The organism is Actinoplanes sp. NBC_00393, from assembly GCF_036053395.1.
Taxonomy (GTDB): domain Bacteria; phylum Actinomycetota; class Actinomycetes; order Mycobacteriales; family Micromonosporaceae; genus Actinoplanes.
This window is the reverse complement of sequence record NZ_CP107942.1, coordinates 7,431,117-7,456,358: the sequence shown is the minus strand read 5'-3', so window position 1 is coordinate 7,456,358 and position 25,242 is coordinate 7,431,117. Positions and strand designations below refer to the sequence as shown.

At 69.4% G+C, this 25,242-nt stretch carries 19 protein-coding genes, 2 tRNA genes and 1 pseudogene; 13 read left to right on the top strand and 9 right to left on the bottom strand.

The features are described 5' to 3' along the window. The first annotated feature begins 57 nt into the window (after positions 1-57). Both OHA21_RS34415 and OHA21_RS34410 read left to right on the top strand, forming a co-directional pair. Positions 58-342, top strand: a complete 285-nt coding sequence (locus OHA21_RS34415; protein WP_328462138.1) for a hypothetical protein — start codon at positions 58-60, stop codon at positions 340-342. Between the two features lie 141 nt (positions 343-483). Continuing rightward, positions 484-846: a WhiB family transcriptional regulator gene (locus tag OHA21_RS34410; RefSeq protein ID WP_328462136.1), complete on the top strand. Its 363-nt coding sequence runs from the start codon at positions 484-486 to the stop codon at positions 844-846. A gap of 462 nt (positions 847-1,308) precedes the next feature. On the opposite strand, the gene OHA21_RS34405 is transcribed toward OHA21_RS34410, so the two are convergent. The 3 genes from OHA21_RS34405 to OHA21_RS34395 form a co-directional block, all read right to left on the bottom strand. Beyond that, positions 1,309-2,655 carry an ABC1 kinase family protein gene (locus tag OHA21_RS34405; protein WP_328462134.1) on the bottom strand — a complete coding sequence of 449 codons (1,347 nt, stop codon included), beginning with the start codon at positions 2,653-2,655 and terminating at the stop codon, positions 1,309-1,311. Positions 2,656-2,682: 27 nt separating this feature from the next. Continuing rightward, positions 2,683-3,813, bottom strand: a complete 1,131-nt coding sequence (locus OHA21_RS34400) for a hypothetical protein (protein WP_328462132.1) — start codon at positions 3,811-3,813, stop codon at positions 2,683-2,685. A 211-nt stretch (positions 3,814-4,024) separates the two neighbouring features. Then, positions 4,025-4,189: a DUF5679 domain-containing protein gene (locus OHA21_RS34395; protein WP_328462130.1), complete on the bottom strand. Its 165-nt coding sequence runs from the start codon at positions 4,187-4,189 to the stop codon at positions 4,025-4,027. A gap of 474 nt (positions 4,190-4,663) precedes the next feature. On the opposite strand from OHA21_RS34395, the gene OHA21_RS34390 reads away from it, so the two are divergent. Both OHA21_RS34390 and OHA21_RS34385 read left to right on the top strand, forming a co-directional pair. Then, the gene (locus OHA21_RS34390; RefSeq protein ID WP_328478719.1) at positions 4,664-5,200 is read left to right on the top strand and encodes a M48 metallopeptidase family protein; all 537 of its coding nucleotides are present in this window, start codon (positions 4,664-4,666) and stop codon (positions 5,198-5,200) included. A gap of 35 nt (positions 5,201-5,235) precedes the next feature. After that, the gene (locus OHA21_RS34385; RefSeq protein WP_328462128.1) at positions 5,236-5,832 is read left to right on the top strand and encodes a hypothetical protein; all 597 of its coding nucleotides are present in this window, start codon (positions 5,236-5,238) and stop codon (positions 5,830-5,832) included. Here OHA21_RS34385 and OHA21_RS34380 read toward each other — a convergent pair. Beyond that, a complete protein-coding gene (locus OHA21_RS34380; protein WP_328462126.1) occupies positions 5,829-7,064 on the bottom strand; it encodes a zinc-dependent metalloprotease in 1,236 nt (411 codons plus the stop codon). The two genes, OHA21_RS34385 and OHA21_RS34380, sit on opposite strands and share 4 nt — an antisense overlap. Before the next feature lie 90 nt (positions 7,065-7,154). On the opposite strand from OHA21_RS34380, the gene OHA21_RS34375 reads away from it, so the two are divergent. The 5 genes from OHA21_RS34375 (at position 7,155) to OHA21_RS34355 (ending at position 14,089) form a co-directional block, all read left to right on the top strand. Then, the gene (locus OHA21_RS34375) at positions 7,155-8,183 is read left to right on the top strand and encodes a YlbL family protein (protein ID WP_328462124.1); all 1,029 of its coding nucleotides are present in this window, start codon (positions 7,155-7,157) and stop codon (positions 8,181-8,183) included. A 128-nt stretch (positions 8,184-8,311) separates the two neighbouring features. Continuing rightward, positions 8,312-11,260, top strand: coding sequence for a UPF0182 family membrane protein (locus OHA21_RS34370; protein ID WP_328462122.1), 2,949 nt, complete (start codon positions 8,312-8,314; stop codon positions 11,258-11,260). A 66-nt stretch (positions 11,261-11,326) separates the two neighbouring features. Beyond that, positions 11,327-11,400, top strand: a tRNA-Met gene (locus OHA21_RS34365). Positions 11,401-12,508: 1,108 nt separating this feature from the next. Next, positions 12,509-12,582 (top strand) — tRNA-Met (locus tag OHA21_RS34360). Positions 12,583-12,850: 268 nt separating this feature from the next. Further along, positions 12,851-14,089 carry an FxsB family cyclophane-forming radical SAM/SPASM peptide maturase gene (locus tag OHA21_RS34355; RefSeq protein ID WP_328462120.1) on the top strand — a complete coding sequence of 413 codons (1,239 nt, stop codon included), beginning with the start codon at positions 12,851-12,853 and terminating at the stop codon, positions 14,087-14,089. A gap of 5 nt (positions 14,090-14,094) precedes the next feature. Here the strand turns inward: OHA21_RS34355 and OHA21_RS34350 are convergent, their stop codons facing one another. The 3 genes from OHA21_RS34350 to OHA21_RS34340 all read right to left on the bottom strand — a co-directional run bounded on the left by OHA21_RS34350 (position 14,095) and on the right by OHA21_RS34340 (position 18,135). After that, complete coding sequence (locus OHA21_RS34350; protein ID WP_328462118.1) at positions 14,095-15,306, bottom strand: lamin tail domain-containing protein; 1,212 nt, start codon at positions 15,304-15,306, stop codon at positions 14,095-14,097. Positions 15,307-15,413: 107 nt separating this feature from the next. Then, a complete protein-coding gene (locus OHA21_RS34345) occupies positions 15,414-16,751 on the bottom strand; it encodes a lamin tail domain-containing protein (RefSeq protein WP_328462116.1) in 1,338 nt (445 codons plus the stop codon). A gap of 100 nt (positions 16,752-16,851) precedes the next feature. Next, positions 16,852-18,135, bottom strand: coding sequence for a lamin tail domain-containing protein (locus OHA21_RS34340; RefSeq protein ID WP_328462114.1), 1,284 nt, complete (start codon positions 18,133-18,135; stop codon positions 16,852-16,854). Between the two features lie 151 nt (positions 18,136-18,286). Here OHA21_RS34340 and OHA21_RS34335 point away from each other — a divergent pair, with 151 nt between their 5' ends. Together OHA21_RS34335 and OHA21_RS34330 are read left to right on the top strand one after the other, a co-directional pair. Beyond that, positions 18,287-19,201: a pentapeptide repeat-containing protein gene (locus tag OHA21_RS34335; RefSeq protein WP_328462112.1), complete on the top strand. Its 915-nt coding sequence runs from the start codon at positions 18,287-18,289 to the stop codon at positions 19,199-19,201. A gap of 9 nt (positions 19,202-19,210) precedes the next feature. Next, positions 19,211-20,191, top strand: a pseudogene (locus OHA21_RS34330) (TerC family protein); the annotation flags it as partial. Positions 20,192-20,433: 242 nt separating this feature from the next. Here OHA21_RS34330 and OHA21_RS34325 read toward each other — a convergent pair. After that, positions 20,434-21,312 (bottom strand): translation initiation factor 2, encoded by an 879-nt coding sequence (locus OHA21_RS34325; RefSeq protein WP_328462108.1) that lies wholly within the window; start codon positions 21,310-21,312, stop codon positions 20,434-20,436. 158 nt (positions 21,313-21,470) lie between these two features. Then, a complete protein-coding gene (locus OHA21_RS34320; RefSeq protein ID WP_328462106.1) occupies positions 21,471-22,322 on the bottom strand; it encodes a spermidine synthase in 852 nt (283 codons plus the stop codon). A gap of 82 nt (positions 22,323-22,404) precedes the next feature. On the opposite strand from OHA21_RS34320, the gene OHA21_RS34315 reads away from it, so the two are divergent. Both OHA21_RS34315 and OHA21_RS34310 read left to right on the top strand, forming a co-directional pair. Next, on the top strand, positions 22,405-23,955 hold the full coding sequence (locus OHA21_RS34315; protein ID WP_328462104.1) for a DUF1800 domain-containing protein: 1,551 nt from the start codon (positions 22,405-22,407) through the stop codon (positions 23,953-23,955). A gap of 5 nt (positions 23,956-23,960) precedes the next feature. Further along, a complete protein-coding gene (locus OHA21_RS34310; RefSeq protein WP_328462102.1) occupies positions 23,961-25,214 on the top strand; it encodes a DUF1501 domain-containing protein in 1,254 nt (417 codons plus the stop codon). Positions 25,215-25,242: the final 28 nt, after the last annotated feature.

Here is a 25,242-nt window from a genome sequence, read left to right as displayed (position 1 = left end):
CACTGAGTTCGCTGGGGTTCTCAACACGAGTGCAAGGTCATGGAGGAGGTGGCAACGATGAAGCTCAACACCACGATGCGTCCGTCGATGCTGCCGACTGCTGCCTGGCCTCTGTCCGCCTCGCTGCCCGCAACCGCCGCTCCGTCGGCGCTGCTGGTTGCTGAGCGGACCCCGGCTCCGCAGGTGCACCAGGTCCAGGCTCAGACCGAGCTGGGCAAAGCGGTCCTGGTGCTCATCGACGGAAACAAGGGGACCACTGGGTTCAAGGGCGGCGTCTCCATCTCCCGCAAGCGCTACACGGATGGTGGCAGCGGTGTCCCGCCTCGAGGAAGGCCGGTCTGATAAACCAGACCTCCGGCTCACCTCGAGGCCGCGGAACCCGTAACCGGGATCCGCGGCCTAAATTTTTGCCGGCTTACCGGCCGGTGCACGACCCGAACGGCGATCCAGAAGATCGAGAAAAGAGAGAGGTGACCGGGCTTTATGAGTCTGGCGCTGGCCCCGATCGACATCAACGTCGAGCTCGAGGCAAACCTGCCCTGTCGGAAGTTCGACCCGGACCTTTGGTTCTCGGACTCCCCGGCCCAGCTGGAACTGGCGAAGTCGCTCTGCGGGGACTGCCCGCTGCGCGTCGAGTGCCTGGCCGGCGCGGTCGAGCGGAGCGAGCCCTGGGGTGTCTGGGGCGGCGAGATTTTCGAGCGTGGCGCCGTGGTTCCGCGCAAGCGGCCCCGTGGACGTCCGCGTAAGGCCGACGTCGCTCGCGACGCCGAGCTGGCTGTCGAGGTCGAGGAGCGGCTCGCCGCGAACGGTCTCGACTCGCGCAACTCCGTCCGACTGGCGGCCTGACATGACGACCCTCCCCATTGCAACCACCGAGATCCGGAAGCCGAGCACCCAGATGAAGAATGATGGAGCCACCAAGATGAGACTCATCCAAGAGGCATTGTCCAGAGCTCGAATGCGTCGGCCTCAGAGTGACCGTGCACCTGAGGCTTACCGCTCCGCCCGTCAGATCGCCATGCAGGCCCGTCACCGGGCAGCCCGCGAACTCGGGGTCTGAGCCCGAATCCCACCAAGACCCGCTACCTGGGAAATGAACATGGGCCCGTCCGCTTCAGCGGACGGGCCCATGGCCGTTGTCGGCAAGTGATCAGCGCAACAGGGCGATGCCGGGCGGCCGGCCGATCAAAGCGCCGGAGCCAAGCCGGGCAGCCAGGGCCGGCCGATCAAAGCGCCGGAGCCAAGCCGGGCAGCCAGGGCCGGCCGATCAGGGCGCCGGGACGAAGCCGGGCAGCCGCGGCCGGTCGATCAGGGAGTCGGGGCGAAACCCGGCAACCAGTCGATCAGGATCTGCCGGTACGGCGCCTCCGCCTCCAGCTGGCTGAGCACCCCGATCGAGCCCAGCGTGACCCGGTGGATCAGCAGGTAGGACGGCGGCAGGTTGAGCTTGCGGCTCAACTGGTAAGCCGGCGACCGCGGACTGCCCAGCCGGGTGGCTTCGGCCCGCAACCAGGTACGGGTGAACCGGAACCGCTCCACCGCGACCGGTTCGATCATCGGCCGGAGGAAGGTGAGCACCGCCTCCGCGTCGATCTCGTCGTCCGCCTTGATGAACTTCTCCTCGCGCAACCCGTCCACCACCGCCTGGGCGTCACCGTCCAGCGCGAGCCGCACCAGCCGGCCGATCGGCTCGGGGTGGCCCTCGGGGAGACGGGCGACGGCACCGAAATCGATCACTCCGAGGCGGCCGTCGGCGAGGATCCGGAAGTTGCCGGGGTGCGGGTCGGCGTGCAACAGCCCGGCCCGGGCCGGCGCCGAGAAGTGCAGGATCGCCATCAGCCGGCCGGCCTCATCGCGCTCCTCCGGGGTGCCGTCGGCGATCACCCGGGCCAGCGGGGTGCCGTCGACCCACTCGGTGACCAGGACCTGGGGCGCCGAGGCGACCACCCGGGGCACGAAGATCTCCGGATCGTCCCGGTACGCCTCGGCGAAGGCCCGCTGGGTCTCCGCCTCCATCTCGTAGTCGAGCTCCTCGGTGACCCGGTCCCGCAGTTCGGCGAGGAGCGGCTTCACGTCGATCCCCGGCTGGATGATTTTGAACATGCCGGCGAGACGGCCGAGTTGCTTGAGATCGGCGATCAGCGCGTCGCCGGCGCCCGGATACTGCACCTTCACTGCGACCGGCAGCAGCTTCGGTTTCGCGTTGCGCCGGGCCGGCGGGAGTTTCCACACCGCGCGGTGCACCTGGCCGATGCTGGCCGCGGCGGCCGGGCTGTCGTCGAACTCGGCGAACCTGTCCCGCCAGTCCGGCCCGAGTTGCTGGGCGAGCGCCTTGTGCACGTTCGCCACCGGCATCGGCGGCGCCGCCTCCTGGAGCTTGGTGAGCGCCTGCCGGTAGGGGCCGGCCATCTCGTCCGGCAGTGCCGCCTCGAACACCGACAGGGCCTGGCCGAATTTCATCGCACCACCCTTGAGCTGCCCGAGAACGCTGAACAGTTGCTCGGCGGTGCGTTGCTGGATGTCGGCGGAGATGACGTCGGTGGCGATCCCGACGGCTCTCTTGCCCAGCCCCAGAGCAGTACGCCCGGCGAAGCCGAGTGGGAGGGCTGCGAGCTTGGCCGTCCGGGAAGCCGCGCGGCGCGGTATGTCCGTCACCAGATCATTGTTACCGACGTTCGCCCCTTACTCTGCCCGTCGCCTGGTGGTTTGGTGCTTATGCGGTGAAGGTCTGGTGAAGGTGGCCGTCCGCCGACGGCGCTGGCAGGCACAGCCCGGATGCGGTGGCCAGGTCCGGCGCCGGAACCGGCCGGGCGCAGTGATCTCCACCGCCGCACCGAGCGTCTCCGGTGTCCGGCCGTCCAGGTAGGCGAGGGCTTCCGCCGTCGCGTACGCCGTGGCGGCCAGCAGCGTGGCGACGGCGCACGGCTCGGCGGCGTCCGGAGCCGGCGGGGTCAGAGCGCCGGGCCAGCCGGCGTCCCGTTCGCGTCTGTGCAGGTCGAGGCAGTTGAGGCAGGGAGTGCCGCCGGCCGGCACCAGCGGGCCGATCACGGCCGCGCCGTCGCGGATGGCGACCGCCAGGTGCGGCTGGCGCCGCCCGGCGTGCCCCGCGGCGATCAGGGTGGTCGGTTCGTCGTGGGCGAGCTGGACGACCAGGGAGGCTGCCATGCGGCGTACGCCGTGCGCGTCGGTGCCGGGTGCGACGCGCTGGATCGCGGCGCTGACGGCGGCGCGGCGTGGACTGCCGACGTCGTCCGGCCCGAGCGGCGCCCCGGCCAGTTCGTCCGGGCCGACGACACCGGCGAGATCCGGGTACACGTGGCCGACCCCGGACTCGGCCAGGGCGACGGCGATGGTGGCGCCGAGCCGGCCTCGGCCGCTGACCACGACCCGGGCAGCGCGGCGGCGCCGGAAGACACGGGCGGGTGAGGGGTCGGTCCGGGCGCCCTCACCGGTACGCGCGGCAGCGTCCAGAGCCAGCGCGGCAGCCTCACCGGAGAGCCGGTGGCGGGTGGTGACCGGCATGGTCGCCGGCAGCAGAGCCGCGGAGGGCATGACGAGCCCGGCGGTGTGCAGAAGGTCGAGAAGAGCGCGTGCGTCGTCCGGTGGCACCCCGAGCTCGGCCGCACGGAGCAGGACGACCCGCTCGGACCGGCGGCCGTCCAGCAGATCCAGCACCTGGGCGGTGCGCGGATCGGCCAGCTGAAGCAGCACGGCGTGTGCCGGATCGAGCCCGATCTGCAGCTCACCGGGGCTCCGCCAGATGCGCGGCAACCCCGGGATCAGGGTGGGCCGGGGCAGCGGTGTCCGAGTCATGAATGACAGGGTGTCACCGCAGCGCTGCGGAGCGGTGTGGTTATCCACAGGCAGACATCGCCCTGAAGCGGTTTTTCCACAGCTTCGAGCGAGTTATCCACAGGCTGTTGTGGTTGTCCCGATAACTCAACGTGTTGGAGCGAACACGGTTACGGCAGTACGGCATGTGTGCCGGGGAGGACGACCGCAGCCGGCCTCCCCGAGCACATGATCACGCCTTGGCCTTGCCCAGGATTCGGTTCATGGTCGTCCCGCAGACCGGGCACTTGCCCTTGGCCATGTTCATGCCGGTCTTCGAGACCTCCACGTTGCCCTGGAAGTCACGCTTCTCCTTGCACTTGACGCAGTAGCCGTTGTACGTGGTGTTGTCGGCCACGGTTCCTCCTCATCGTTCTCGTCGGCCGCTCGGCCCTGTGCCTCGTTCGCGGCGACGGGCGCGAACCTGTCTGCGGCGCTGGACCGCTTGCGCGGCCACGCGGATGTGGCCACCCGTCCGGGGCGGTCACTTACCCAGGTCAGGCCGGTTCCATGTCAACGCAGCGTCGGCGGTCTCGCCGACGAAGCGAGTGTGCCGGTACGAACTATCCTTTTCCGCCAGGTTTGCCGGGACACGCCGACGAATCCCTTCAGAAGGTCCCAAAACGGATATTCGAGTGCGGGATAGCAGTGAGTCGACGATGGTCTAGGTTGACGGAAGTCTCCGCTGTTGCCCGTGAGGAAAATTTTTTCGGGTATATCAGGGCGAAGTGCGCATTTTCCGTGACAGTCATTGCCCGTACTCTTGCGGTGACCAGGGGCATCCGGATTAGCGTCACAACGTGAACCCGAATCTGGGCCGCGCGAGCCGATGATGGCTGCCCGCGTGCGCAAGCCTGTCGTGGAAGTGCGGCGCAGTCAGCGTCGGCGCCGGACGGTGTCCGCGTATCGCGACGGTGAGCGAGTCGTGGTACTCATCCCGGACCGTTTCTCCCGGGCCGAGGAGACCGAGTGGGTCGAGCGGATGCTCGCCCGGCTCGCCGCCCGTGAGGAACGCTTGCGGTGTACCGATGCTGAGCTGCTGGCCCGCGCCCGCCGCCTGACCAACCGGTACCTGGCCGATCACGCGGACCGGGTGGCTCCGGCCAGCGTCCGCTGGGTGACCAACCAGAACGGCCGCTGGGGCTCCTGCACGCCGGACGACGCCACGATCCGGATCTCGCACCGGATCCAGGAGATGCCCGACTGGGTCATCGACTACGTGCTGCTGCACGAGCTGGCCCACCTCGTCGTGCCGAGCCACAACACCCGCTTCTGGGACCTGGTCAACCGGTTCCCCAAGGCCGAGCGCGCCCGCGGTTACCTCGAGGGTGTCTCCGCTGCCGGCAGTCTGGTGATGGTCGACCAGTAAGGCTCCGAGGGCCAATGAGGCTCTAAGCTCGACCCGTGACGCGGCGGGTGGTTGTGGCGATGCTGGTGCCGGTGTCCTGGAGCCCACCCGGCGTCGACCTGCGAGCCTGGCGCTCCGCGATGGCCGAGGACGTGGTGGACCTGCTGGCCCGCCTGGCCCAGGCGGAGGCCGCGATCGCCGCCGTGCCGGCCGATCGGGAGCTGGCCGAGGAGATCGCCTGGCCGGGCACCCGGATCTACGAGATTCCCGCGCCCACGGTGCTGCCGGTGCTGGCAGCGGCCGCCGAGGACGGGTTCGACCAGGCCGCTGTGATCGCCGCAGACGCGCCGGACGTACCCGGCATGACCCTCGGCAAGCTGCTACGGCCGCTGGACAGCAAAGCTGTCGCGGTCGCACCCGGCGGACCCGGCGGTGGCCTCTTCGGCGTCGCCACCGGCCTGCCGGCGCCCGGCTGGCTCGTCGACCACGACCTGGACAGCGCCTCGGCCCAGCTGCTGCGCAAGACGGCGCCGGTGCCGGGGGACGTCACGTCCACCCCGCACTGGCGCCGTCTGCGCGGTCCGGCCGAGCTGGCGACGCTGGACGTCGCCCTGGAGGGCTGGGAGAACACCCGCGCCCTGCTCGGCGGTTAGTCCTCCTTCGGGCCGTCCTCCAGCCCCTCCAGCTCGCTGATGTCCCAGTCCGACCGGCTGCGGGCGAACGACTCCGGGTCGGCGAAGTCGTCGTCGGTGGGCAGCAGGTCCGGGTGGTCCCAGAGCGCGTCGCGCCCGGCGATGCCGCGGTTCTCGGTGACCGCGGCCCACAGGGCGCCGGCCTCGCGCAGCCGGCGCGGCCGCAGCTCCAGGCCGACCAGGGCGGCGAAGGTCTGCTCGGCCGGCCCACCGGCCGCCCGGCGCCGGCGGAACGCCTCACCGAGCGCGGCCACCGACGGCAGCCGGTCGCCGGCGGCGTTGTCGACGACGTGGCCGACCCAGCCCTCGACCAGCGCGAGCGCCGTCTCCAGGCGGGCCAGACTGGCCTTCTGCTGGGGCGTGTCCTCCGGAGTGAAGATGCCCTCCAGAGCCATCGCCTGCATCGACTCGGGATCGGTCGGGTCGACGCGGCTCATCGCCTCCTCGATCGCCTCCCGGTTCACGGTGATGCCGTTCGCATATGTCTCGACGGCGCTCAGCACGTGCGCCCGCAGCCACGGGACGTGCCCGAAGAGCCGCTGGTGGGCCGCTTCGCGAAGAGCCACGTACAGCCGCACCTGGTCCTCGGGAAGTTCGAGCCCGGACCCGTACGCCTTGATGTTGGACGGAATCAGTGCGGCCGTGCCCGCGGGGCCCAGCGGAAGCCCGATGTCGCCCGCGGAGAGCACCTCCGCGGCGAGCTGGCCGAAGGCCTGCCCGAGCTGGCCGCCGAAGAGCGCGCCACCGAGGGTGGCGACCATCGAGGCCATCGGGCCGAGCTGCGCCCGGGCCTCCTCCGGCACCAGGTCGCCCATGGCGCCCACCATGCGGCCGGCGATCGGCTCACACAGCTTCTTCCACACGTCGAGGGTGTTGTAGATCCACTCGTTGCGGTTCCACGCGACGGCCTTGTGGATGCCGCTGGGAAGCGCGGTGACCGGGTCGAGCCAGAGGTCGGCGAGTCGCAGCGCCTCCTCGACCTGGTGGCGCTCCAGCATGTTCACCGCCGGATCGCCGGTCGCCGAGAGCTGGCTGGCGGCGACCTGCCGGGCCAGGTCCCAGTTGACCGGGCCACTGCCGGGCGCGGCGAACATCTGCTGCAGCTGCGCCATGAACTGCTGCATCTGCTGCGGGTCGGAGGGGTCGGGCGGCTGAGCGCCCGGCAGTTGGAAGCCGAACGGGATATCAGGCACGACCACAACGGTACGCGCGAAATGCTCGTAGCGGACCGAGGGCGGAGTCAGCTCAGAGAGAACTCAGACAGAGTGGGTACGCTCACGCGCATGAGACGTCGCGGAGTCACCGTCATCCTCGGCGCCCTGATCACCGCTCTCCTGGCAGCCGGTGTCATGGTCGCACCCCTGCCCTACGTGGTGCTCAAACCCGGACCCACGGTCAACACCCTCGGCTCGGACAACGGCACCGAGGTCATCCAGGTCAAGAAGGGCGAGACCTCGACGTCCACCGGCCAGCTCCGGCTCACCACCGTCAATGTGCAGTCGCAGGTGGAGCTGGTGTGGGCCATCCGCGGCTGGCTGAGCGGGGAGGACGCGGTCGTCCCGCGCGAGCTGATCTACCCGCCGGACCAGAGCGAGAAGCAGGTCCAGGAGCAGAACGCCCAGGAGTGGCGGCAGTCGCAGACCAGCGCCGAGACGGTGGCGCTGCGCGAGCTGGGATACCCGGTCCTGACCTACGTGTTCGAGGTCACGAAGGGCAGCCCGGCCGACGGCGCGCTGCAGAAGGACGACGTGATCACCGCGGTCGACGGCACCGCGATCGCCGGGCCGGGCCAGGTCACCGAGCTGGTCCGGGCCAAGCCCGCCGGCACCACGCTGACCGTCTCCTACGAGCGGGACGGCAAGGCCGGCTCGGCCCAGGTCACCTCGCGGGCCGGCGAGGACGACGACACCCCGCGGATCGGTATCGACATCCGCACCAAGCAGCCCAACCCGTTCGACATCGAGATCGACCTCGACAAGATCGGCGGCCCGAGCGCCGGGCTGATGTTCACCCTCGGGATCATCGACAAGCTCAAGCCGGAGGACCTGACCGGCGGCAAGATCATCGCGGGCACCGGAACCATCGACGACGACGGTAACGTTGGCGCGATCGGCGGCATCCCGCAGAAGCTCGTGGGCGCCAAGGATGCCGGCGCCGAGCTCTTCCTGGTGCCCAAGGACAACTGCGCGGAGGCGTTGCGCAACCCGGTCGACGGCCTGGTCATGGCCGAGGTGGCCACCGTGGACGACGCCCTCACCGCGCTCCAGACCTTCACCGCCGGCGGGACCCCCAAGCCCTGCTCGGCGGCGTGATGCCCGCGTCGGTAGTGACGACTCAGTTCTGCCGCGTATAGAAGCTGGATGCGACATCGTAAGGTGAAACACCGGCCAGACGAAGTGTGGAGCCAACGTTGGTCATGCGTAACAGTCCTCTACCGAGGATGAGCCGTCGCGGTCGCGTGACCGTCGGCGTCCTGGTCGGGGTCTTCATTCTTTTCACACTGCTCGGTTGGGGCATCGACGCCTACACCGACTACTTGTGGTTCTCCGAGGTCGACTTCACCGCCGTCTTCTCCGGGATGCTGCTCACCAGGCTCACGCTGTTCCTGGTGATCGGCGCGTTGATGACACTGGTCGTGGCGGGCAACCTCTACCTGGCGTACCGGTTGCGCCCCCTGCTGCGCCCACACTCGGCGGAACAGGCCACCCTGGAGCGGTACCGGATGATCCTGGCGCCCCGCCTGGGCACCTGGATCGCCGTGATCAGCCTGATCATCGGGTTCTTCGCGGGTCTCTCCGCGCAGGCCCGGTGGAGCGACTGGATGCTGTTCCGCAACGGTGGCGACTTCGGGGTCCAGGACCCCGAGTTCAAGGTGGATATCTCCTTCTACATCTTCGAGTACCCGCTGATGCGCTACCTGCTCGGCGTCGCGTTCACCGCGGTGGTGCTCTCGGTGCTCGGCTCGCTCGCGGTGCACTACATCTTCGGCGGCGTCCGCCTGCAGGGCGTCGGCGACCGGATGACCACCGCGGCCCGCGCCCACCTCACCTCGCTGGTCGCCATCTTCGTGCTGCTCAAGGCCGTGGCGTACGTTCTGGACCGTCGTGCCCTCCTGCTGGAGCAGCACGTCTCGCCGGGGCTGTACGGCGCCGGCTACACCGACGTGAACGCGCTGCTCCCGGCGAAGGAGATCCTGGCGTACATCTCGGTGGTGGTCGCAATCGCGATCATCGTGTTCTCCAACGCGGTGATGCGGAACCTGGTCTGGCCCGGTGTCTCGCTGGCGCTGCTGGCCATCTCGGCCGTGGCGATCGGCGGCATCTACCCGCTCGCCGTGCAGAACTTCCAGGTCAAGCCCAGCCTCTCGGACAAGGAGCGGCCGTACATCGAACGGTCCATCAACGCCACCCGGGACGCGTTCGGCCTCGCCCAGACCGATGTCACGCAGTACAGCGCGAACAGCGGCGCCCCGCCGGCGAGCCTGAGCGGCGACACCAGCGCGCAGAACGTACGGCTGATCGACCCGCAGTTGGTCTCCCAGGCGTTCACCCAGTCCCAGCAGTCCCGCGGCTTCTACGACTTCGGCGAGAAGCTCGACGTCGACCGCTACACGATCGACGGCAAGACGCAGGACTACGTGGTCGGCGCCCGTGAGATCAACGACGCCAAGCTCACCGCCCAGCAGCGCAACTGGCTCAACCGGCACACCGTCTACACCCACGGCTACGGCCTGGTGGCGGCGCCGGCCAACCAGGTGTGCGGCACCGGCCTGCCGTACTTCGTCTCCGGCTTCCTCGGCGCCGAGACCCGCACCGGCAACAGCTGCACCGCGGCCACCGACCTGATCAAGACCGAGCAGCCGCGGATCTACTACGGCGAGCAGTCCACCGAGTACGTGATCGTCGGTCAGTCCGACCCGAACAAGAACGTCGAGTTCGACCGGCCGCAGGAGCAGAACGCGGACGCGTCGGTGCTCTACACCTACGAGGGCAAGGGCGGTGTGGAGATCGGCTCGTTCTTCCGCCGGCTGGTCTTCGCCATCAAGAACACCGAGAGCAACTTCCTGCTCTCCGATGCGGTCAACGAGGACTCGCGGCTCATGTACACCCGTACGCCGCGTGACCGGGTCGAGAAGGTGGCACCCTTCCTGACGATCGACGGCGACCCGTACCCGGCCGTCGTCAACGGACGGATCACCTGGATCCTGGACGGCTACACCACGGCGCAGACCTATCCGTACGCCCAGAAGATCAACCTGGCCACCGAGACGCGGGACGAATTGACCGGGCAGGGCTCGTTCGCGCTCGCCCGCGACGACGTCAGCTACATGCGCAACTCGGTGAAGGCGACCGTGGACGCGTACGACGGGACGGTCACCCTCTACGAGTTCGACGAGAAGGACCCGGTGCTGAAGGCCTGGAACAAGGCGTTCGGTGGCGACCTCGTCGTACCCAAGGCGGAGATCCCGACCGACCTGGCCGCGCACTTCCGCTACCCGGCCGACCTGTTCAAGGTGCAGCGCAACCTGCTGACCAAGTTCCACGTCACCGACCCGGGCACCTTCTTCTCCGGTGACGACTTCTGGCAGGTGCCGAACGCCCCCGACGCTCCGCAGAACGGTGTCAAGCAGCCGCCGTTCTACCTGAACGTCAAACTCCCCGAGCAGGAGGAGACCCGCTTCCAGCTCACCTCGGGCGTCACACCGGCCAACCGGGAGAACATGGCCGCCCTGATCTCCGCGTCGTACGTCGACGGCCAGCCCAAGCTCGAAGTGCTGGAGCTACCCGACGACACCGTGGTCCCCGGCCCGGTCCAGGTGCATCAGCGGATGGTCAACAACTACAACATCTCGCAGCAGCTGGCCCTGCTCACCCGCGGTGGGCAAGCCTCCGTCCTGTACGGCAACCTGATCTCGCTGCCCCTCGGCGACGACATCCTCTACGTGGAACCCGTCTACGTGAAGAGCAGCCAGGCAGGCGCGGCACCGCTGCTGCAGAAGGTCCTGATGTCCTACGGCGACGGCGGCACCTACGTGGTGCTCGAGGACAACCTCACCGAAGGCCTCAAAGCCCTCGTCGAACTCGGCAAGACGGCCGGCAACAACAACACGCCACCGCCGGGCAACAACAACAACACGCCACCGCCGGCCAACAACACCCCACCCGGCACGATCAGCGCCGAACTGGCGCAGGCCGCCGCCGACGTGGACAAGGCCATCGAAGACCTCCGCAACGCACAGATCGCCGGAGACTTCGCCAAGCAGGGCGAGGCCCTGAAAGCCTTGGACGAAGCGATGACCCGCTTCCAGACCGCCCAGAACACCGCAGGCGGCGGCGCCACCCCGGCACCGTCCGGAGCCGCCAGCCCCGCCCCCACCACGGGCGGTTGATCCCGGCACCGCTCCGGGGGCCGTTTTGCGGCCCCCGGAGCGAGTGCGCTAGTGTTGGTGAGCCGACGCGGGGTGGAGCAGCTCGGTAGCTCGCTGGGCTCATAACCCAGAGGTCGCAGGTTCAAATCCTGTCCCCGCTACGAGTCCTAGGGGCCTCCTGTCCGCGGAAAGCGCGGAGTGGGAGGCCTCTTCGCGTTTCTGCTCCGGGGCCGAGCCCCGGAAACCCACGTTGCGGTGGTTGCTGTGGGTGGCATCGCTTGCGCTTGCCGAAAACCCCTTGTTGTACGGTCACGCGCGTTCGACCTGCGCCGGACCGCCCGACCGTCGCTGTCGCTGTCGTCACGGTCGCTGCCGCGTGCCTGCCAGCCTGGCCCATCGCGCCGACCTGGCTCGCCCGGCTGGACTAGCTCGCTCTGGCCGGGTTGGCTCGCCCCGCCGACCTGGCGGGTCCAGCGAGCCGGCTCGCTCCACCGGCTGCCCGGCATTATGACTCCTCCGTCGGCCCGGCCCATCGGCCCGGCCCATCGGCCCGGCCCATCGGCCCGGCCCATCGGCCCGGTCCTCCATCGGCCCGGTCCTCCATCGGCCCGCTCCTCCATCGGCCTGGTCCTCCATCGGCCTGGTCCTCCATCGGCCTGACCCTTCAACGGTCCTTCCGACCCCTCTGATTGGCCGGCTCGCACCCGTCCCGTCCCACTGGTCCGTCAGGCCTCACGTCCGCCAATCCCCACTGGCCCGCCCGCCCCCAGCGGACCGCCGACTTCACCGGACAGCCAGCCCCGCTGGCCAACTGGCCTCCCCTGAAGCTGAGCTGGCCGCGCGCTGGGCTGGCTGGCCCACCGGGCTGCGCGCTCTACGGGTCCGTGGCCCCACCGGGCCGGCTGGCCCTAGCCCTTGCCTTGCCCCACCGGGTCGGCTTTCCTGGCTTTCCTGGCTCTTGGCCCGCCGGGTCGGCTGGGCCTGGCGTTGTTGGTCGGGTGCTCCGCCGGTCCGGCCGGCTTCTACCCACCCCGGCTCCACCGGTCCGCCTTGCCCTATGCGCCCATCCGCGCTCCGACTGGACCCGGCCGACCTACCCGGCTTGGGCGGGCCTGAGGGTTGGAAGGCGCCTGGGCGGGGCCTCCATTGCCGCGGCCTTTGATGAGGGAGTCGGGAGGCCAGGTCAGGATGGGAATGTGGGGGTGGGGAGGCGGAAAGCCGACCCGGTGTGGGGGGTGCGTGGGGGACGAGCTAAGCTTTACCTACCGACGCGGGGTGGAGCAGCTCGGTAGCTCGCTGGGCTCATAACCCAGAGGTCGCAGGTTCAAATCCTGTCCCCGCTACGAGATGAGAGGCCTTCTGTTTGCGGAAACGCGAGCAGGGGGCCTCTTCGCGTTCAGCGCGCAAGGCTGATTGCGCCCGCCTGCGGCGTCCGTGCGCCGGTGACCCTTCCCACATTGCTGCCGACGCTCTGCCCTGTTGCGGCGTCCAGCGGGCGGCCTCTGGTTGCTCGGGGTGGGTGGTGGGAAAGGGCACGGGGCGCGGGCGGGGAAGCTTGCTGCTTAGGCTTTGAGTGTCTGCTGTGGTCGGTCGGGTAGGCTGGGAGGGGCGGTGGCGGGGCGGGAAGCGGTTCGGGAGCGGCACGTTCGGGCGGCGCCCTGGCCGTACGCGGGACTTGATCTTGCGGGTGGGGTGGGGGTGCCGTTTCGCGAGCTGGTGTTGAAGGTTCATCAGCGGTGCAACCTCGCCTGTGACTACTGCTACGTGTACGAGCACGCGGATCAGAGCTGGCGGGAACGGCCCCGGGTGATGTCGGACACGGTTCGGGACGCGGCGCTGGGGCGGTTTGCGGAGCATGCACGGCGGCACGGGCTGGAGAAGGTGCGGATCTTGCTGCATGGGGGAGAGCCGCTGCTGTACGGCCGGGAGCGGATCGCGCGGCTCGCGGAAGCGGCACGGGCGGCCTTTCCGGACGGGTGTGACGTCGAGCTCGGGATGCAGACGAACGGGGTGCTGGTCGACGCGCCGATGGTTGCCTTGCTGGTCGAGCACGGGATTCGGGTCGGGGTCAGCGTCGACGGGCGGGCGGCGGACCACGATCGGCATCGGCGGACTGCGGACGGGCGGGGAAGCTTCGCGGCGGTTGCCCGCGGTCTGGAGTTGCTGGGGCGGGCAGAGAACCGGGCGGCGTACGCGGGGGTGCTCTGCACCGTTGCGGTGGACACCGATCCGATCGGCTGTTACGAGCAGCTGATCGCGTTCCGGCCGCCGGCGATCGACCTGCTGTTGCCGCACGCGAACTGGGACAACCCGCCATGGCGACCCGCGGGGCGGCGTACGCCGTACGCGGACTGGCTCTTTGCGATCTTTGATCGGTGGTACCGGGAGCCGGAACCGCCGCGGATCCGGCTCTTCGATGACGCCGTCGCGCTCGTTCTCGGTGGAAGTGCACGTGGCGAACAGCTGGGGCTGAGCCCTTCGGGCGTGGTGGTGGTCGAGTCCGACGGTGCGATCGAGCAGGTGGACGCTTTGAAGAGCGCGTACGCGGGGGCCTGCGCTACCGGCCTCGACGTGTTCCACGACGACCTGGACGCGGCGCTGCGGGATCCCGGGATCGTGGCCCGGCAGATCGGCCGGGCGGCGCTGTCGCAGGAGTGCCTGAGCTGTCCCGCGGTCGCGTATTGCGGGGGCGGCCACTACGCCCACCGCTACCGGCGCGGCACCGGCTTCCTGGCGCCCTCGGTGTACTGCGCAGACCTGCGCGTCTTCGTCCGGCACGTCCACCGGCGGGTCGCCGCTGACCTGCGCGAACGGCAGTCAGCCCTCCGGGAGCGGGTCCCGGAGGGCTGACTGGTTCAGCAGTCGGTGTAGCCCTTGCCGGGCTTGGTCCACTTGCACGTGTCGATCGTCTTGCCGGCGCCGGTGCGCAGGTAAGCGGTGTCGCCACCGTTGTTCCAGACGTGTTTGGTCCGGCCCCAGTACCGGGTGGTGCTGGTGTTGCTGCCCTTGCCGCTGCGCACGATGACGTACTTGCCGGCGCCCAGTTGGTAGGTGCTGGTGAACCGGTAGAGGTTCCCGGCGGCGTCCCGAACGGTCCAGCCCTTCAGGTTGATCGTCTGCTTGAACTTGCTGGTCAGCTTGAAGTACTCGCGGTTGAGGTTCTTTGTCGTGTCAGTGCCCGGTGCGTTGTAGAGGACCCGGGTGAACAGCACCGACCCCGCACCGGGAGTGGCCGGAGTGGGCGGCTTGGTGGTCGGTGGCGTGGTCGGTGGCGTGGTCGTCACCGGGCCGCTGGTCGCGCCTGCCGGCACGGCTGGTGCGATGTTGGCCGGCGGGACCGGGCCGCCGGCCGGCGACGAGCCGGCCACCGCGGCCGCCACATTCGCCGAGTAGTTGGCTAACAGCAGGTTGTCCGCCGAGGCGTAGCCCGTGCTCCCCTCCGACAGGAATGCCCGGTAGTAGTGGGTGCCCGCAGGCTGCCCGCTGGCCGAGGTGACTACCTCGGCCGAGTTGTCAGCGCTCGACTCGGTGAAACCGTTCGCGACCTCAGTCCAGCCGCTGCCGGTATACCGCTGGATGCTCACCGGGATGCCCGGTTGGGCCGGGGATGCCTCCACGACGAAGTTCACGGTGCCGGTGCCGCCCGGAGTCGCGGTGAACTCGGAGGTGGACACCCGCAGCGGGGCCTTGACGATGCGGGAGTACAACCCTTCCGCCTCGACCGAGAAGACGAAACCGGAGTCCATGGTCCGGGTGATCGTCCAGTTGCCGTTGCTACCCGACCGTACGGTGGTGGGCTTGTCCGGGAACCACTGCTCGGCGGCCTCCAGCCCGGCCGGATCCACCACGTCCCTGCCGAAGATGTAGGCCCGCTCGTGCAGCGTGACGTCGACGTTCGGTGCGGCAGTGCCGGTCAGCAGAATGTCGCCGTAGCCGACGCCGATCGGCGGCACGTTGAACGTCGGTGTGGTGGCTGCGGTAACCGGATTCGCGAACAGCAGTCCCGAGGCAGCGACGAGCACGCCCGCCGCGGTGCTCACACCGAGGACGGTTTTCGGTCGCATCATCTGGTGGTCCTCCGTCATGGCCCGGCAGAACGGGTCGCTGCCGGCTGCAAAAACAGACTGCCCTCCGGGACCGGTCCCGGAGGGCAGTTCTGAGGGATTGCAGGTGATCAGCAGACGGTGTAGCCCTTGCCCGGCTTGGTCCACCGGCAGGTGTCGATCGTCTTGCCGGCGCCGGTGCGCAGGTAGGCGGTGTCGCCACCGTTGTTCCAGACGTGGCTGGTCCGACCCCAGTAACGGAGGCTGCTCGAGCTGGTGCCCTTACCGGTACGGACGATGACGCTGTTGGCGGCACGCAGGTTCAGCGTCGTGGTGAACCGGTAGAGGTTCCCGGCGGCGTCCCGGACCGTCCAGCCCTTCAGGTTGATCGTCTTCTTGGTCTTGTTGGTGATCCGGAAGTACTCGCCGTTGAGGCTCTTGTTCTTCTTCGTGTCCTTGCCCGGAGCGTTGAACTGGATCCGGGTGAACTGCACCGAACCCACAGCGGGGGCGGGCGGCGCCGGCGGGGTCGTCGGCTTCGGCGGAGTCGTCGTCGGCTTGCTCGGGCTCGGGCTCGGGTTGGCGCTCGACCGGCTCGGGCTCGGGCTGGGGTTCGTCGGGTTCGGGTTGTCGACCGGCCCGCCGTCCGGGTCCGCGATGGCCGGGTTGGGCACCGGGTTGCCCTCGGAGGGCGCCGGACCGTTGGTGGCGGGGGAGCCGGGGACGTCGACCCGGAGGTTGATCGAGTAGTTCGCGATGATCAGGTTCAACGGATCGGCGTAGCCGGCCTTCACCGACTCGCCGTTCTCCAGGCTGCCGACGAACGCGCGGAAGGTGTGGCTGCCGGCGGGGAGGCCGGTGACCTGGTTGCCCCACCCCGCGGCGTTGGACAGGCCGTTGTCGACCGCAGTCCACCCGTTGCTGGTGTAGCGCTCGATGGTGATGGGGAACCCGGCCTGACCGGGGTTCACGCCGACGTTGAAGCTGACGGTGCCGGCCTCGGCGACGTTGGCCGTGAAGACGGGCTGCACGCGGACCGCGGAGTAACGGCGGTTCGAGAACCCGTCATCGGTGCCGACCATCATGATGTGGCCGGAGTCCATCGCGCGGGTGATGGTCCATCGACCGGCGCTGTTCGCGACCGTCGTGACGGGCTCGTACTCGTTCTCGCCGTTCTCGTTCTGCCCGATCCACTTGTCGTAGTCGTTCGCCGGCTTGGCCTTCAACTGGTCGACCGTGAAGTCCTTGGCCCAGTAGTAGGCGTCCTCGTAGAGCGTGACGGTGTCGCCGGGCTCCGCGGTGCCGGTGAGGACCACCTTGTCGTTCGTGTTGTAGCCGTTCGCGACCGGAATCTTGTCGAACGTGGGGGCATCGGCGGCGAACGCCGGGCTGGGAGCCGTCAGCACCGCTGCGGTGATCACACCGAAGGCGGCACTGGCGCCGAAAATTGCTTTCGGGCGGATCTGCATTGAGGTTCCTTTTTCGAGGGGTGGTTCGCCGCCGGTCACGAATCAGGAACTGCCCCCCGGGACCGAGATCCCGGAGGGCAGTCGCCGATATGGCGGACTATCAGCAGTTGGTGTAGCCCTTGCCGGGCTTGCTCCAGGTGCAGGTGTCGATCGTCTTGCCGCCGGAGGTCCGCAGGGTCGCGCCGTCGCCGCCGTTGTTCCAGACGAACTTGGTCTTGCCCCAGAACCGGACGGTGCGCGTGTTCGAGCCCTTGCCGGTGTGCACGATCGTGCTGTTGCCGGCGGCCAGGTAGTAGTTGCTGGTGAACCGGTAGAGGTTCCCGGCGCGGTCCCGGACCGTCCAGCCGATCAGGTTGATCGTCTTCTTGGTCTTGTTGGTGAGGCGGAAGTACTCACCGTTGATGCTCTTGTTCGTCCTCTTGTCCGTGCCCGGGGAGTTGTAGTAGATCCGGGTGAACTGCACCGAACCGGCCGCCGGCGCCGCCGGAACGGGCGGCTTCGTCGGAGTCGGGGTCGGCTTGGTCGGGGTGGGGCTGGTCGGCGGCTTGCTCGGGCTCGGCGCCGGCGAGCTCGGAGCCGGCGAGGAGCTCGTGCTCGGGCTCGGGCTCGGGTTGCCGCCACCCGTACCGCTCACCGTGACGGTGTCGGTGAAGGTGTTGCTCTCGATCAGGTTGGCCACGGAGGCGTAGTCCGCGTTGCCGGCCTCGGCCACGACCGCACGGTAGGTCTGCGAGCCGGCCGGCTGGTTGGCGGCCGTGCCCTGGAACTCGGCGTCGCCGTCGCCGTCGTCGCCCTCGGGCAGCTCGTCGTTGCCCTCACCGGGCGGGCCGTCGGTGTAGCCCGACGCGACGTCCACCCAGCTGCTGCCGTTCTGCCGCTGGATCGTCACCGGGAACCACGGCTGGTCCGGGCTCGCGTGGAACCGGAAGCTGATGGCGTTGTTGGCGCCCGCGGTCACCTCGAAGGCCCCACCGACCTTCATCGGCGCCGTGACGATCGGCGAGTAGGTGATGTCGTTGCCGGTGCCGGACGAGACCGCCCAGACGAAACCCGAGTCCATGTACCGGGAGATCGTCCAACGGCCCTGGGCGTTCGCCTTGACCGTGACCGGCATGCTCGCTTGGTACTCGGTCGCCGCGGGGAGGTCGGCGCCCGTGGTCGCACCGCCGCGCCAGACGTAGGCACGCTCGCGCAAGGTGACGTCGGCGCCCGCGGTCGCGGTGCCGGTGAGCTGCACCTCGGCGAAGCCGGTCGGGACGGTGGGCTTGTCGAAGGTCAGCTCGCCGGCTGCGAACGCGGGCGTCGCACCCATCAGGCTGGTGCCGGTAACGAGCACACCCAGAGCGGTTCCTACGCCGAAAATCGTTTTCGGTCGTGTCTGCATGTAGTGGTCCTCCGTCATGGGGGCAGCACAGTTGGCGCCCGCGCCAGGATCGAACGGTGACACTAGCGAGAATTCACCGTCATGGTCATCGTTCACACAGATCGGCACCATACCCGCTGGTCCCTTGAAATGTGGTCCCCAAGGCGGGCAAGTGATCGAACTTGCAGTCGGAAATGGCTTTCCGGACGATGTCGGTAAGGTGTCTGACGGGCGCGTGTCCGGTGATATCGGCAAAATCGGTCAGCCCGCCGATATGGCTCGAACTGCTGCGACCCGGACGCCACGTTCTACGGAAACGGATGAGATGACCCGCCTGGCTGCCGATTGTGTTCGTTGCGCTGCGCTCTGTTGCGTGGCTCCGGCTTTCGCCAAATCTTCCGATTTCGCCATCGACAAGCCGGCCGGGCGCCCTTGCCGAAATTTGACAGACGACTTCCGCTGTGGCATTCACGAGGAACTGCCCCGGCGCGGGTTCAAGGGCTGCGTCGTGTTCGATTGCTTCGGCGCCGGGCAGCGCATCACCCAGGAAATGTTCGGCGGCCGGGACTGGCGGTCCGCACCGGAGATCGCCGGTGACATGTTCGCTGTGCTGCCGGTGATGCGGCAACTGCACGAGTTGATGTGGTACCTCACCGAGGCGCTGCGCCTGGACGAGGCGCAGCGCCTGCATCCGAAACTGCGTGCCGCCCTGGCCGAGACCGACGCGCTGGCCGCCGGCACTCCCGCCGAGCTACGGGCGCTCGACGTCGACGCGTACCGGGGAAAGGTCAATCCGCTGCTGCGGCGCGCGAGCGAGATGGCCCGGTCCCGGGCCGGTGGCCGCCGCCCGGACCACACCGGAGCGCAGCTGATCGGCCGCCGCATGCGCGGCGCTGATCTGCGCGGGGCGAGTTTCCGCGGCGCTCTGCTGATCGGCGCCGTCCTGAGCGGCGCGGATCTGCGCCGGGCCGATTTCACCGGTGCGGACCTGCGCGGCGCCGATCTGCGCGGCGCGAATCTCGATGGTGCGCTATTTCTCACCGCCTCCCAGTTGCGCTCCGCGGTGATCGACGCCGATCAGCCCTAGGATGAGCGCATGCAGCAGGTATCCGGTGCGGTGTGGGTCCTGACGGTTCTGGGCATCGTCGGTCTCCTGCTTTTCGACTTCTTCTTCCATGTACGCCGAGCGCACATCCCCACGTTGCGCGAGGCCGCACTGTGGACGTCGATCTACGTCTCGATTGCGATCCTGTTCGGCGTCGGGGTGTGGGTGTTCGGCGGCTCCACCATGGGCGCGGAGTACTTCGCGGGCTATGTGACCGAGGAGGCGCTGTCGGTCGACAACCTCTTCGTCTTCCTGCTGCTGATGAGCAGTTTCAAGGTGCCCCGAGCCGATCAGCAGAAGGTGCTGCTCTTCGGCATCGTGGTCTCGCTGCTCGCCCGGACCGGGTTCATCCTCGTCGGCGCGGCATTGATCAATTCCTTTGCCTGGATCTTCTACATCTTCGGGCTGATCCTGCTGATCACGGCGGGCAACCTGCTGAGGGAGAAGCACGACGACGAGGACGAGCCGCCGAACAACTTCGTCATCCGGCTGGCCCGGCGGTTCCTGCACACCTCGGACAAGTACGACGGGGACAAGCTCTTCACCTATCAGGACGGTAAGCGGGTGCTGACCCCGATGCTGCTCGTGATGGTGGCGATCGGCGGCACCGACATCCTCTTCGCCCTGGACTCGATCCCGGCGATCTTCGGTCTCACCCAGAACGTCTATCTGGTCTTCACCGCCACCGCCTTCTCCCTGCTCGGGCTCCGGCAGCTCTACTTCCTGATCGACGGCCTGCTGGACCGGCTCGTCTACCTCTCCTATGGGCTGGCCGCCATCCTCGCGCTGATCGGCGTGAAGCTCGTGCTGCACGCCCTGCACGAGAACAACGTGCCGTTCATCAACGACGGCGAGCCGGTGCACGTGACCGAGATCCCGACCGCGGTCTCTCTCGCGATCATCGTCGCGGTGCTGGTGATCACGGTGATCGCTTCGCTGCTCAGCCCGAAGGGCCGCGCCCGGACGTACGTCTCGAACGCCCGGCGGCACGCCAACGAGTTCCTCGACATCGAGACCGACCCGAACTACTGCGACGAGATCTACCACCGGCTGCTGGTCGAGGAGGAGAACCTGCGGCAGCTGCCGGAGCGGTACCGGGCCCGCATCCGCCAGGAGTCCGAGCTGATGGACCTGCTGCGCCGGGCACACCAGGTGCACACCGAGCGGGTCGCCGAGGGCCGCTGTTTCGCGCCGTCGACGGCGAACTGATCAGCTCAGCGGTACTCGTCGGACGGCGGCGCGGACAGGTACGCCGACAGGTTGGTGCTCTGACCGTTTTCCTCGGGGGCGGCGGAGACGAGGTTGGCCACCCGGGCGGCCAGGCTCGCGGCGCGGGAGGCGAGATCGGGTTCCGCGTGCCGGCTGTCCTGCTCGGCGCGGATCGCCTGCTCGGCGCGGAGCGCGTCGGCGGCCAGCCCGGGGCGTTCCACGTAACCACGGCTGTCCGAGACCGGGGTCGCGGAGATCGGTGTGGCCGAGACCGGAACCGACGAGACGGGCGGGGAGAAGTACTCGGGCTCGGGAGCGGGCACCGGCACAGCGCCGAGCAGCGTCACGGTCTGCCCCTCGCCGCCCTGGTAGTTGCTGAACTCCGGGCCGATCACCAGGCGGGAGAGCATCCGGGCCTGCGGCGCCGGCACGCCGATCTCGTCCGCGTTCTCCACCCGGAACCGGGCGATCGCCTGCCGTAGCAGATTGGCGAGCCGGTCCGCGTCGCTGACCTTTGTCACGTCGCCGCCGGCGAAGACCAGCGCCGGGAAGCTCGTGCCCGGGCCGGTGCAGACCAGCTGGATCTGGGTGACCGTGGCGTTGCGCCCGGTCTCCCGGTTGCCGGGCTGGACGCGCAGGTGCTGCGGCCAGAGCCAGAACAGCTCGCCACTACTCTGCGTCGTTTCGCCCGCGTGGGAAAAGCGCACCCGGCGGTCCGTCACGAGGACCGCGGTCTCCTCCGGCAGCGTCCAGCGGGGCAGTGAGGACGCCTCGTCGAATCCGTACTCCGCGACGGCGCAGTGGCCCTGCCAGAGCACTCGCTCACCGCTGTCCAGCGGTCCGAGATCGGTTCCCGTCGCCGACAGGAAGTGCTGGTGGAACATGGTTGCCTTCCCCGTGGTCGCCGCGATCGGTAAACGCGGCCGCAACGATTACAGCCGGGCGCGGGCGGTGTCGCCAGTCACCCGACGCGAATCACACTGTACTTCCGGAAATCGACATGCCGCGGTGACCGTAGGTGCACCTTCGGCCGATCCAACCATCACTTTCGGTTACTGAAAAGTCCTTCGGGCGGTGCTGGGGAGGCAACCGCGGTGGCATCCGGCACCGGCGCGGCCCCGCCGGTGAAGCGCTCCAGGTCGGTCTCCACCCGTCCGGGGAACCAGTCCCCGGCGGCGCGGCGGGTCAGCTCGGCGATCGGGGGCGGGGTACGCCCGGCGAGCACCACGAGGTTGCCGAAGCGCCGCCCGCGCAGCACCCCGGCGTCGGCGATCAGGCAGGCGTCGGGCAGCGCGGCCCGGATCGTGGCGACCTGGCTGCGGGCGTGCTTGAGCGGGGGCCCGTCGGCGACGTTCGCGATCAGCCACCCGGCCGGGTCGAGGACGCGGGCCACCTCCCGGAGGAACTCGGCCGACGCGAGGTGGGCGGGGGTGCGGGCACCGGCGAACACGTCCAGGACCACCAGGTCGTACCCGGCGTCCCGCATTCCTTCGACAGCGGCGCGAGCGTCGGCTACGCGTACCCGGACATTGGCATTGACCGGGAGCGGCAGTGCCTGCCGGACCAGCTCCACCAGCGGCCCGTCGATCTCCACCACCCGCTGCGGCGAGCCCGGCCGGGTGGCCGCGAGGTAGCGCGGCAGCGTCAGCGCGCCGCCGCCCAGATGCAGGGCGCGCAGCGGCCGCCCCGCGGGCGCCGCCAGATCGATCGCCGCGGCCATCCGGCGCACGTACTCGAACTGCAGGTATGTCGGGTCGGCGAGGTCGACGTGCGACTGCGGCGCGCCATCGAGCAGCAGCGTCCACGCGGTGTCCCGGTCCGGGTCGGGAACCAACTCGGCGACGCCCGAGGCGACCGTCTCCACCCGCCGCCGGGCTGTCCTGCGCTGTGCCATCCGGCCAGTATCCAGGGAGCAGATCGGTAGCACGGCGCAGGGAACCCAACGATCACACCGGAAACTTCCGACAGATTCCCCCGTGAACGCATTCGAGCAGACGGTGACCCGCCGCGCGGTGGTGGGCGGGATGGCGGCCGCCGGCGCGGCGGTCACGCTGGCCCCCGGTATGCCGGCGACCGCCGCCCCCTCGTCGAGCCCGGCCTCTCTGCTGCCCGCCGACCCGCTGCTGCACCTGCTGCGCCGGGCCACCTTCGGGCCGAGCCCGGCATCGATCGCCGAGATCCGCAAGCTGGGCGCCGCGGCCTGGCTGGACCGTCAGCTGAGCCCGGCCACGATCCCCGACAAGGTGGCCGACGGTGTCGTCGCTCGGCTGCCGCTGAGCGGGCTGACCATCGCCCAGATCCGCAGCCAGGTGTCCACCGGCAAGCTCAAGCTGTACAGCTGGGACCCGATGTGGCAGCTCGGGTTCGCCGCCGTCGGCCGGGCGATCTGGAGCGAGCGGCAGCTGTTCGAGGTGATGGTCGACTTCTGGAGCAACCACCTCAACGTGACCGCGCCGTACGGCGACGTCTGGGACAGTCGCGCCGATTACGACCGCAACGTGATCCGCAAGTACGCCCTCGGCAGGTTCTCCGACATGTTGAAGGCCTCGTCGCGGCACCCGGCGATGCTGACCTACCTGGACAACCGGTACTCGACGAAGGCGGCGCCGAACGAGAACTACGGCCGTGAGCTGCTCGAACTGCACACGGTCGGGCTGGCGTACACCGAGGCGGACGTGCAGAACGCGGCCCGGCTGCTCACCGGCCTGACCGTCGACCACGCCACCGGCCTCTTCAAATTCGACTCCGCGATCCACGCCACCGGCGCGGTCCGGGTGCTGGCCTTCCAGCACGCCAACACCACTCCCGGCGGCGGTGCCAGCGCCGCGCTGGCGATGATCGACTACCTGGCCCTGCACCCGGTGACGGCCCGCCGGATCGTCACCAAGCTGTGCGTCCGGTTCGTCGCCGACGAGCCGCCGGCCGCTCTGATCACCGCGCTGGTCAAGATCTACCTGGACAACGGCTCGGCGATCGCGCCGGTGCTGCGGGCCCTGTTCACGTCGGCCGAGTTCGCGGCCTCGATCGGGGCCAAGACCCGGACCCCCTTCGAGGACCTGGCCGCGACCGTACGAACGCTCGGCTACGGCCCGGCGACCAGCGGCACCAAGTTCCTGGAGAGCCTGTACTGGATGTGCCGTGAAGCCGGGCAGGCGCCGCTGTTCTGGGGCCCGCCGAACGGCTACCCGGACGTGGCAGCCGCCTGGGCGTCTCCGTCCGGTCTGCTGGTGCGGTGGAACTTCCACCTCTCCATCGCGGCCGGGTGGTGGCCGGACACGCTGGTCAAACCGGCTTCGCTGGCGACCGGGATGGTGGGGGTGGTGCCGGCCACGTACGGCGCCCTGATCGCGGCCGTCGGCATCCGGCTGACCGGGATCGCGCCGACTCCGGCGCAGACCACCGCGCTGGCCGCGTTCTACGGCAAGACGCCGGCCTCGCCGCTCAAGTCGAACGACCCGGCCGTCGGCTGGATGTTCCCGTACCTGATGGGGATGCTGCTCAACTCCCCGTCCTTCGCGTTGAGGTGACCACGATGACTTGCGGATGTGACGACCTGCGCCAGGCCACCACGTCGCGGCGCGGCCTGCTCGCGGCGGGGCTCGCCGGCGCCGGTGTCGCCGCGATGGGGCTCGACACCAGCGTGGCGTACGCCGCCGACCCCGCGTACGCCGGTGACGTGCTCGTACTGGTCTCGTTGCGCGGCGGGTTCGACGGGCTGTCCGCGGTGGTTCCGGCCGGCGACGCCGCCTATTACGCTGCGCGGCCCGGGATCGGCGTACCGAAATCCCAGCTCATCGGCGGTGACTCGTTCTTCGGCCTGAACCCCGCGCTGGCCCCGCTGCTGCCGTATTGGACCGGCGGGCAGCTCGCCGCGGTGCACGCGGTCGGCCAGCCCGCGCCGAACCGGTCGCACTTCTCCGCGATGGAGGAGCTGGAGCGGGCCGCCCCCGGCACGTCGTTGCGGACCGGCTGGCTGAACCGGATGCTCGGCTCGCTCGGATCGACCGACCCGTTCCAGGCGATCGCGATGGGCACCGCCCGGCCGGCCCGCGTGCTCAGCGGCGCCGCGCCCTACCTGAGCCTGACCGCGGTCGACGACCTGCAGCTCACCGGTGAGCAGGCCGACCGGCCGATCGGCGCCACCATGGCGGCGCTCTACGCCGGCGCCCCGGCCGCGCTGGCGGACCCCGCGACCCAGCTGACCGGGGCGCTCACCCGCGGCGCGAAGCTGCGGGCGGCGGGCTACACACCGGCGAACGGCGCGGTCTATCCGGACACCGAACTCGGTGCGGCACTGCGCGACGTGGCCCGGCTGATCAAGTCCGACGCCGGGCTGATGAGCGCGACGGTCGACTCCGGCGACTGGGACATGCACGAGAACCTCGGCCCGGCGGTGGCCGGCCGCCGGATGTTCGACCAGCTCAAGCTGCTCGCCTCGGCGCTGGCGGCGTTCGCCGCCGATCTGGGCGCCGAGGGCATGCGCCGGGTCACGCTGATCACCATCAGCGAGTTCGGTCGCCGGGTCGCGCAGAACGGCTCCGGCGGATTGGACCACGGCTACGGCAACGCGATGTTCGTGCTGGGCGGCAACGTCAAGGGCGGCAAGGTGTACGGCCGATGGCCCGGCCTGACCACCGCCGCGCTGCGGGACGGCGACCTCGCGGTGACCACCGACTATCGGGCGGTGATCGGCGAGATCCTCCGGGCCCGCTGCGGCGTCGGTGATCTGGCCGGCGTCTTCCCCGGCGTCCCCTCGTCCTTGCTGGGGATCGTCACCGGTCACTAAACGTGGCTATTTTCCGCAAAACCGTCAT

Bases quoted from the DNA above. Each gene is read 5' to 3' on its own strand.
- OHA21_RS34375 (WP_328462124.1), top strand. From the start codon at position 7,155: ATGAGACGTCGCGGAGTCACCGTCATCCTCGGCGCCCTGATCACCGCT.
- OHA21_RS34415 (WP_328462138.1), top strand. From the start codon at position 58: ATGAAGCTCAACACCACGATGCGTCCGTCGATGCTGCCGACTGCTGCC.
- OHA21_RS34345 (WP_328462116.1), bottom strand. From the start codon at position 16,751: ATGCAGATCCGCCCGAAAGCAATTTTCGGCGCCAGTGCCGCCTTCGGT.
- OHA21_RS34320 (WP_328462106.1), bottom strand. From the start codon at position 22,322: ATGGCACAGCGCAGGACAGCCCGGCGGCGGGTGGAGACGGTCGCCTCG.
- OHA21_RS34340 (WP_328462114.1), bottom strand. From the start codon at position 18,135: ATGCAGACACGACCGAAAACGATTTTCGGCGTAGGAACCGCTCTGGGT.
- OHA21_RS34310 (WP_328462102.1), top strand. From the start codon at position 23,961: ATGACTTGCGGATGTGACGACCTGCGCCAGGCCACCACGTCGCGGCGC.
- OHA21_RS34370 (WP_328462122.1), top strand. From the start codon at position 8,312: ATGAGCCGTCGCGGTCGCGTGACCGTCGGCGTCCTGGTCGGGGTCTTC.
- OHA21_RS34400 (WP_328462132.1), bottom strand. From the start codon at position 3,813: ATGACTCGGACACCGCTGCCCCGGCCCACCCTGATCCCGGGGTTGCCG.
- OHA21_RS34410 (WP_328462136.1), top strand. From the start codon at position 484: ATGAGTCTGGCGCTGGCCCCGATCGACATCAACGTCGAGCTCGAGGCA.
- OHA21_RS34390 (WP_328478719.1), top strand. From the start codon at position 4,664: ATGGCTGCCCGCGTGCGCAAGCCTGTCGTGGAAGTGCGGCGCAGTCAG.
- OHA21_RS34350 (WP_328462118.1), bottom strand. From the start codon at position 15,306: ATGATGCGACCGAAAACCGTCCTCGGTGTGAGCACCGCGGCGGGCGTG.
- OHA21_RS34325 (WP_328462108.1), bottom strand. From the start codon at position 21,312: ATGTTCCACCAGCACTTCCTGTCGGCGACGGGAACCGATCTCGGACCG.